7 protein-coding genes are annotated in these 6,597 nt (G+C 72.8%); all 7 read left to right on the forward strand.

Translation table 11 applies throughout. The features are described from left to right. Nucleotides 1-45: 45 nt before the first annotated feature. On the forward strand, nt 46-285 hold the full coding sequence (locus tag ACFCV8_RS01505; RefSeq protein WP_376683200.1) for an acyl carrier protein: 240 nt from the start codon (nt 46-48) through the stop codon (nt 283-285). Continuing rightward, complete coding sequence (locus ACFCV8_RS01510) at nt 285-1,544, forward strand: beta-ketoacyl-[acyl-carrier-protein] synthase family protein (RefSeq protein WP_376683201.1); 1,260 nt, start codon at nt 285-287, stop codon at nt 1,542-1,544. Before ACFCV8_RS01505 ends, ACFCV8_RS01510 begins: the two co-directional genes overlap by 1 nt. Next, nucleotides 1,541-2,293, forward strand: coding sequence for an SDR family oxidoreductase (locus ACFCV8_RS01515; RefSeq protein ID WP_376683202.1), 753 nt, complete (start codon nt 1,541-1,543; stop codon nt 2,291-2,293). Before ACFCV8_RS01510 ends, ACFCV8_RS01515 begins: the two co-directional genes overlap by 4 nt. Before the next feature lie 53 nt (nt 2,294-2,346). Next, nucleotides 2,347-3,333: a 3-oxoacyl-ACP synthase III family protein gene (locus tag ACFCV8_RS01520; RefSeq protein ID WP_376683203.1), complete on the forward strand. Its 987-nt coding sequence runs from the start codon at nt 2,347-2,349 to the stop codon at nt 3,331-3,333. Nucleotides 3,334-3,475: 142 nt separating this feature from the next. Next, complete coding sequence (locus tag ACFCV8_RS01525; protein WP_376683204.1) at nt 3,476-4,234, forward strand: SDR family NAD(P)-dependent oxidoreductase; 759 nt, start codon at nt 3,476-3,478, stop codon at nt 4,232-4,234. Next, nucleotides 4,222-5,820, forward strand: coding sequence for an FAD-dependent monooxygenase (locus ACFCV8_RS01530; RefSeq protein ID WP_376683205.1), 1,599 nt, complete (start codon nt 4,222-4,224; stop codon nt 5,818-5,820). The genes ACFCV8_RS01525 and ACFCV8_RS01530 overlap by 13 nt, the downstream gene beginning before the upstream one ends. Then, on the forward strand, nt 5,817-6,527 hold the full coding sequence (locus tag ACFCV8_RS01535) for an HAD family hydrolase (RefSeq protein ID WP_376683206.1): 711 nt from the start codon (nt 5,817-5,819) through the stop codon (nt 6,525-6,527). The genes ACFCV8_RS01530 and ACFCV8_RS01535 overlap by 4 nt, the downstream gene beginning before the upstream one ends. The last annotated feature ends 70 nt before the right edge of the window (nt 6,528-6,597 follow it).

The raw sequence follows: 6,597 nt of genomic DNA on the forward strand, positions 1-6,597 counted from the left end.
GTACCGCTCCACCCGATCCGCATCCAACTCCCAAGGAGAAAAATCATGTCCGCGAACCAGGACCGTCTCTTCGCCCTCGTCTCCGAGAAGCTCGGCGTGACCGCCGAGGAGCTCGACACCACGTCCACCTTCGACGCCCTCGACCTGGACTCGCTCGCTCTGATCGAGCTCAGCGTCATCGTGCAGAAGGAGTTCGGCGTCCAGATCGACGAGACGGCGCTGACCCCGGAGAACACCTTCTCCGACGTCCTCGGCGAGATCGACTCCAAGGTCGTGGTGGCCTGATGACCGGTATATCGACGCGGCGTCCGGGCGGGCGCACCAAACGCTTCGACGTGGCGGTCACCGGGGTCGGCCTGGTCACCCCGGCCGGCCTCGGCGTCGAGGCCAACTTCGAACGGGTCTGGTCGGGCAGGTCCACCGCGGCCACCGACCCGGAACTCGCGGGGCTGCCCGTCGACTTCGCCTGCCGCGTACCGGACTTCGACGCGGGCGGCCTGCTCGGGCGGCGCAGCGCCGTCCGGATGGACCCGATCAGCCACTTCGGCGTGGTCGCCGCGCGGCAGGCCGTCGAGGACGCCGGCCTGGACCCGGCGGCCTGGGACGGCCCCCGGGTCGGCGTGGTGGTCGGCACCTCGCTCGGTGGCTGGTCCACCGTCGAGCGTGAGCACGGCAAGCACCTCGCCGACGGGCCCGAGTTCGTCTCGCCGCTGCTCATGGTGATGGGCCCGGTCAACATGACCGCCGGCTACATCGCCATGGACCTCAAGGCGCTCGGCCCCAACCAGGTCGTGTCGACCGCCTGCGCCTCCGGCAACACGGCGATCGGGTACGCCCGCGCGCTCCTGGAGTCCGGGGTCTGCGACATCGTCCTGGCCGGCGGCGCCGAAGCCGCCATGTCCCCGACCGCCATGGCCAGCCTCGCCCGGGCCGGCGCGCTGTCGACCCGGCGCGACGACCCGGCGTCGGCCTCCCGCCCCTTCGACGCGGACCGCAACGGGTTCGTCGCCGGTGAGGGCGCGGCCATGCTGGTCCTGGAACGGGTCGAGGACGCGCGGGCGCGCGGTGCCCGCATCCGGGCCCGGGTCTCCGGTTTCGGCGCCTCGGCCGACGGCCATCACGCGTCGGCGCCCGACCCGACCGGCGGCGGCGCCGAGCGGGCCGTCCGGGCGGCGCTTGCCGACGCCCTGGTCGACACCTCGGAGGTCGACCACGTCAACGCGCACGGCACGTCGACCCCGCTCAACGACATCACCGAGGCCGGGATGCTTCGCCGGGTCTTCGGCGAGAAACCCGCCGTCACCTCCACCAAGGGGGTCGTCGGCCATCTGCTGGGCGCCGCCGGTGCCGCCGAGGCGGTGTACACGGTGCTCGCCGTGGAGCGGCGCCTCGTCCCGCCGACGGCCAACCTGAACAGCCTGGACCCGGACATCGGGGTGGACGTGGTGGCCAAGGAGGCCCGTCCGATGGAGATCGGCGCGGCGGTGAACGACTCGTTCGGCTTCGGTGGTCAGAACGCCGTGATCGTGGTGACGCCGGCATGACAGCGACTCCCGGCCCCGCGAGCCCTGCCGCCTCCTCCGGGGCCCCGGGCCGTTCGGTCCTCGTCACCGGTGGCAACCGCGGCATCGGTCTGGCCGTCGCCCGGTCGCTTGCCGCGCGCGGCGACCGGGTGGCCGTTACGTACCGCACCGGCGAACCCCCGAAGGGGCTTCTCGGGGTGCGTTGCGATGTCACGGACGAGGCCCAGGTGGAACGTGCCTTCAAGGAGGCCGCGGCCGCCCACGGCGACGTGGAGGTGCTGGTCGCCAACGCGGGCATCACCCGGGACGGACTGCTGCTCGCCCTCGGCGACGACGCCGTCGACACCGTCCTCGACACCAACCTCCGGTCGGTCATCCGGGTCGCCAAGCACGCGTCCCGGGGCATGCTCGGCGGGCGCTGGGGCCGGCTGGTGCTGATCTCCTCCGCCGTCGCGTTCACCGGCTCGCCCGGCCAGACCGTCTACACCGCGGCCAAGTCCGGCCTGGTCGGACTCGCCCGCTCCCTCGCCTGGGAGCTCGGCGGCCGGGGCATCACCGTCAACGTCGTCGCCCCCGGGCTCGTCGACACGGACATGCTGCGCGACGTACGGCCGGCTCGCATGGACCAGTACCTGGCGATGACGCCGCTGGGCCGGGCCGGTACCGCCGACGAGGTGGCCGCCGCCGTGCGGTTCCTCACCGGCGAGGAGGCCTCGTACATCACCGGCGCCGTGCTGCCGGTCAGCGGTGGGCTCGGCATGGGCCACTGACGCCCCGTGCCGCACGCATCCACCACACTCACCAAGCACAGGGAAGGTAGACCATGCCCGTTGGTGTCCTGTCGATCGGCTCCTACACACCCGACCAGGTGGTCGACAACCAGCAGATCAGCGCCTGGACGGGGATGCCCGAGTCCTGGGTGACCGAGCGGACCGGTGTCCTGACGCGGCGGTACGCCGAGCCGGGCACCGCCACCTCCGACCTCGCGGTGCACGCGGCGCGGGAGGCGCTGGAGGGCGTCCCGGACGAGGTCCGCGAGCGGCTCGGCGCGCTGGTCGTGGCGACGAGCACCCCGGACGTGCCGCAGCCGTCGACCGCGGCGATCCTCCAGCACAAACTGGGGCTCTCCACCCTGCCCGCCTTCGACGTCAACGCCGTCTGCAGCGGCTTCCTCTACGGCCTCTCCGTCGCGGAGGGACTGCTGGCGGCCGGCCGGCACGGGGAGCACGTGCTCCTGGTCGGCGCCGACATGTTCTCCACGATCATGGACAGGTCCGACCGGCGCACGGTGAGCCTGTTCGGCGACGGCGCGGGAGCCGTCCTGCTCGGCGAGGTGCCCGAGGGCTACGGCCTGCAGTCGGTGCACCTGGTCACCGACGGGGAGTTCCACCACTACGTGGGCGTCGAGGGCGGCGGCACCCGGACTCCGCTCGACGCCGAGGCCCGCGAGGCCGGCCACCAGTACTTCCGGATGAACGGGCGCGCGGTGCGGGACTACGCCCTCTCGGTGCTCGCGAAGCTGACCGCCCAGACGCTCGACGACTGCCGGCTCGACCTGGAGGACATCGACCGCTTCGTCTTCCACCAGGCCAACACCAGGCTCCTGGAGACCTTCGTCGCGGACGCCGGCATCGACCCGGACCGGGTCGCCTACACCGCGCCGCACCTGGGCAACACGGTCGCCGCCTCGGTGCCGCTCACTCTGCACGCCACGCACCGGGAGCGGCCGCTGAAGCGCGGTGAACGGGTCCTCATGGCGTCGGTCGGCGGGGGAATGACCGCAGGCGCGGCACTCCTGACCTGGTACTGACCGCCCGCGCCGGGGCGTCGGCGCACCCTTTCCGCACCGGCGCCCCGGCCGTACCGGCACACCGGGTCCGTACCGGCACTCGGCCGGACCGCCCCGTGCCGGCCCCACACGCACACCACACGCAGCATCGGATGGAGGAGCCATGAGGCTCGACGGACAGACGGCCGTCATCACTGGCGGCACTCGGGGCCTGGGCCGGGCGATAGCCGAGGCCTTCCTCGCTGAGGGCGCCTCGGTCGTGGTCGCCGCGCGCAACCCGTACGACATCAAGGAACTCGACGACGACCACGGCGACCGGCTGCTCTTCCACCACACAGACGTCACCAGCGAGGTCTCGGTGACCGAGCTGGTCGCCGCCGCGAGCGAGACGTTCGGCGGCGTCGACGTCCTCGTCAACAACGCGGGTGTCAGCCGGGACGGCAAGATCGCAAGGCTCTCGGTGACCGACTGGAACACCACGCTCGCCACCAACCTCACCGGAGTCTTCCTCTGCACGCGCGCGGTGATCGGCCCCATGGCCGCCCGCCGCGAGGCGACCGGGATCGGCGGCCGCATCATCAACGTGTCGTCCTGCGTCGCCGGCCGGGCCGCGATCGGCGCCGCCGCGTACAGCGCGAGCAAGGCCGCCGTGGAGATGTTCACCAAGACCTCGGCCGCCGAACTCGCCCCCAAGGGCATCACCGTCAACTGCCTCTCCCCCGGTTACATCGACGAGGGCATGGGCAAGGAGCTGGCCTCCAACGAGCGAGCCTGGGAGAGCTACCGCGGTCGTCTGCTGTCCGGCCGCCTCGGCCGCCCCGCCGAGGTCGGCGCCACCGCCGTGTTCCTCGCCTCGCAGGACAGCTCGTACGTCAACGGCAGCGTGGTCGAGGTCAACGGGGGGCTGATGTGGGCGGCCTGACGGACCACCGGGCGGATCTTCGAGCGGACCGGCCGGTCCTCGTCGTCGGAGCCGGGCCGGTCGGCCTGGTCGTCGCGTGCGAACTGCTCCAGCAGGGCATCCCCGTACGCGTCGTGGACGCCGGCCGCGGACACACCGCGCACTCCCGCGCCAACGTCATCTGGCCGCGCAACCTCGAACTGCTCGACCGGATCGGGGTGACGGAGGAGCTGCTCGACACAGGGCACCGCCTCGCGGGCACCGCGTTCTACTCGCGCGGCCGTCGCCTGGCGACCGCCTGGATGAGCAAACTGCCCGACTCCCCCTACCCGTTCGCGCTCACCCTCTCCCAGAACGACACCGAGGGAGTGCTGCGCCGGCGCCTCGCCGAGCTCGGCGGCACCGTCGAGCAGGGCGTCCGCCTCACCGCCCTGGAGAACGCGGCGGCCGGTCCCTCCGTCGAGCTGGAGCACGAGGACGGCCGGACCGAGGCCCTGGAGCCGGGCTGGCTCGTCGGCGCGGACGGCGCGCACAGCACCGTCCGCAAGGAGCTGGGCATCGGCTACGACGGCCCGCCGGTCGACGTGTCGTTCGCGATCACCGACGCCCGGCTGACCACCACCCTCTCCGAGGACCTGTCGCACTACTGCTACGCGCCGAGCGGTGCCATGGTGCTCGGGCCGATGGGCGACGGTGTGCACCGCATCGCACTGAACGTGCCGCACGACGCGTACAGCGAGGACGACCCGCCGCCCCGGGAGATGTTCCAGCAGGTCGTCGACGACCGGGCGGCCGGCCGCAGCCGCGTCGAGGAACTGCTCTGGAGCGGCTCCTTCCGGGTGCGGGTCAGGATCGCCTCGGCCTTCCGCAGCGGCCGCTGCTTCCTCGCGGGCGACGCCGCTCATGTGATCAGCCCGGCCGGCGGCCAGGGCATGAACACCGGCATGCAGGACGCGTTCAACCTGGCGTGGAAGCTGTCCGGCGTCCTCAGGGGGGAGTTCGGGGACCCGATCCTCGACTCCTACGACTCCGAGCGCCGCGCCGTCTCCCACGAGGTCGCCCGCTCGACGGCGTTGCTGACCAGGGCGGGCCTGGTCAGCACGCCCGCGAAGGTGGCGCTGAGGGACGCCGCGTTCACGGCGGCCGACCGGACCGGGCTCTTCCAGCGCAGGCTCGCCCCGCAGCTGAGCCAGACGGCCGTCAGCTACGACGGCGACCGCCATCCCCGGATGCCGCTGCGGGTGTCGTCCGGCCCGGTGGCCGGTGGTCCGGACGCGGCGTCCCCCGTGGCCCCGCGGCTCGACAGCGGCGGCTGGCCGACGATCGACCGGGACCGGCACACCGTGCTGCTGTGGCCCGGCACGCGGACCCCGCCACCGGACTGGCGGCGGACCGGCGACCGGGTCCGCCGGGAGCTGTCCGAGGGCACCCCCGTACTCGATCTGACCCGTGCCGTTCCCCAGGGCCTGGCCCGGGCACTCGGCCCGGGGCCCGCCGCGGCGGTCGTCCGCCCGGACGGTCATCTGCTGGCGCGGGTCGACCCCACGAACCCCCATGACATCACGCGACTGCTCACCCGAGCGGCACACCTCAGGAGCCGGTCATGATCACGTCCCCCGCCCTCCCCCCGCTCACGACCGACCCCTCGCGCCCGGTGGTGGCGTTCTTCGACGCCGACGAGACGCTCGTCGCCATGAAGACGCCGTTCTCGCTGCTGCGGCACCGGATGAAGCGGGAAGGAGATGTCACCGGAGCCGCGTACGAGCGGCTCGTCGAGCCGCTGCGGCGGCTGGCGTCGACGGGCGTGACGCCGGTCGAGGTGGTGTCCAGGTTCTACGAGCTGTACGCGGGTGTCCCCTGGGACGACGTGGTCACCGAGGCGCGGGAGTGGTACGCCCATCTGCGCGAGCGCGGGGCGCCGTTCATCGAGCCGACGGTCGCCCGGCTGCGCCGCCACCAGGAGGCGGGCCACCACACGGTGGTCATCTCCGGTTCCTGGCCGGCGACGCTCCACCCGATCACCGACGACCTGGGCGTCGACCTGGTCCTGTGCACGGAACCGGAGCTGGACGCGGACCGGTGCATGACCGGGGCGATCCGCCACGCGATGTTCGGCCCGGCGAAGGCGGACGCGGTCCGGGAGGCGCTGGCGAAGTTCGGTGCGGACCCCGCCGACTGCTACGCGTACGGCGACGACCCCGGCGACCTGACGATGCTCAGCATGGTGGGCCACCCGACGGTCGTGGGCGAGAACCCGCGGATGACGGCCCACGCCGCCGAGCACGGCTGGCCGGTCGTGGCGGCCCCCGGGTAAGGCGGGGCGGCCCCCCCGCCCGGATTTAAACCCGCGGGGGGTAGGATAAAAAAAAAAAATGCCCCCACAC

Source organism: Streptomyces sp. NPDC056347, from assembly GCF_042262625.1.
In the GTDB taxonomy this organism is placed as follows: Bacteria; Actinomycetota; Actinomycetes; order Streptomycetales; family Streptomycetaceae; genus Streptomyces.

Coding starts and splice junctions, on each gene's coding strand:
- ACFCV8_RS01505 (WP_376683200.1), top strand. CDS start 46: ATGTCCGCGAACCAGGACCGTCTCTTCGCCCTCGTCTCCGAGAAGCTC.
- ACFCV8_RS01510 (WP_376683201.1), top strand. CDS start 285: ATGACCGGTATATCGACGCGGCGTCCGGGCGGGCGCACCAAACGCTTC.
- ACFCV8_RS01515 (WP_376683202.1), top strand. CDS start 1,541: ATGACAGCGACTCCCGGCCCCGCGAGCCCTGCCGCCTCCTCCGGGGCC.
- ACFCV8_RS01520 (WP_376683203.1), top strand. CDS start 2,347: ATGCCCGTTGGTGTCCTGTCGATCGGCTCCTACACACCCGACCAGGTG.
- ACFCV8_RS01525 (WP_376683204.1), top strand. CDS start 3,476: ATGAGGCTCGACGGACAGACGGCCGTCATCACTGGCGGCACTCGGGGC.
- ACFCV8_RS01535 (WP_376683206.1), top strand. CDS start 5,817: ATGATCACGTCCCCCGCCCTCCCCCCGCTCACGACCGACCCCTCGCGC.